The organism is Desulforhopalus vacuolatus (assembly GCF_016918505.1).
Classification (GTDB): domain Bacteria; phylum Desulfobacterota; class Desulfobulbia; order Desulfobulbales; family Desulfocapsaceae; genus Desulforhopalus; species Desulforhopalus vacuolatus.
In genome coordinates this window covers 1-1,632 of sequence record NZ_JAFFPZ010000082.1, presented here as the reverse complement: position 1 = coordinate 1,632, position 1,632 = coordinate 1, and the positions used below count along the sequence as shown (strand labels likewise).

The 1,632-nt window shown below is 51.8% G+C and carries 1 protein-coding gene; it reads left to right on the top strand.

What is annotated here, in order from left to right; translation table 11 throughout:
- The coding region (locus JWG39_RS15955; protein ID WP_205220431.1) for a cadherin-like domain-containing protein at positions 1–1,632 on the top strand (1,632 nt) is incomplete at both ends.

The window sequence follows — 1,632 nt, the reverse complement described above, 5'->3', positions numbered from 1 at the left end:
CACTGCATCCAGATGGCTCATACAGCTTCGATCCAACCGATGCGACGTACGAATATTTGAATGTGGGTGATTCCGAGATCTTAACAATCCCTGTTACCGTGACCGATGATAATGGCGGAACCGATACAGTTCAGATCCAGATTACAGTCAATGGCACAAACGATGCCCCGGTAGCTGGTGCTGATGTTACGACCATCGTTGATGAAGGGGCGGCATTGATTAATGGTGCGCTCACTTCAACGGATTCCGATGATGGGGCAACGGCAACGTTTACTGTCACTTCAGGATCAACCGTTCCGGCAGGTTTCACGCTCAATCCAGACGGAACCTATAGTTTCGATCCAACCAATGCGGCGTATGATCATTTGAACGTGGGTGATTCCACAATCTTGACGATTCCCGTTACCGTGACGGATGATCAGGGCGGAATTGATACGGTGCAGATCCAGATTACGGTCAACGGTACCAATGATGCGCCGGTGGCTGGTGCTGATGTCACTACTTCCGTTGATGAAGGTGCCGGAATGATTTCTGGCAACCTGACTTCAAGTGATGTCGATGATGATGCAACGGCCGCTTATACGACGACTGCCACGATCGACGGGTTTACGCTGCACGCAGATGGTTCCTACAGTTTTGATCCAACCGATGCAGCCTACGAACACCTGAACGTGGGTGATTCCGTGATCCTGACGGTTCCCGTCACCGTGACTGATGACCAGGGTGGAACTGATACCGTTCAGATTCAGATTACAGTTAACGGCACAAACGATGCCCCGGTAGCTGGTGCGGATGTAACGGCTACCATCGATGAAGGGGCCACTGGGATCAGTGGTACGCTTACTTCCACAGATGTAGATGATGGCTCGACGACGACCTTCACGGTCACTCCAGGTTCAACTGCTCCGGCAGGTTTTACGCTGCACGCAGATGGTTCCTACAGTTTTGATCCAACCGATGCAACGTACGATTACTTGAACGTTGGCGATTCCGTGATTTTAACAATCCCTGTTACGGTGACTGATGATCAGGGTGGTACCGATACGGTGCAGATTCAGATCACGGTCAACGGTACCAATGATGCGCCAGTAGCAGGTGTGGATGTATCTACGACCGTCGATGAAGGTGCCGGAATGGTGTCCGGAAACCTGACCTCAAGTGATGTAGATGATGGTGCAACGGCTGCTTATACGACGACTGCCACGATCGACGGGTTTACGCTGCACGCAGATGGTTCATACAGTTTCGATCCGACTGATGCGGCGTATGACCATCTGAACGTGGGTGATTCCACGATCCTGACAATCCCCGTCACTGTGACCGATGATAATGGTGCAACCGATACAGTCCAGATCCAGATTACAGTCAACGGCACAAACGATGCACCGGTGGCTGGTGCGGATGTAATCACTTCTGTTGATGAAGGGGCCGCTGGGATCAGTGGTACGCTTACTGCCACAGATGTAGATGATGGCTCGACGGCTATCTTCACGGTCACTCCAGGCTCAACTGCTCCGGCAGGCTTCACATTGCATCCAGATGGCTCATACAGCTTCGATCCAACCGATGCGACGTACGAATATTTGAATGTGGGTGATTCCGAGATCTTAACGATCCCTGTTACCGTGACCG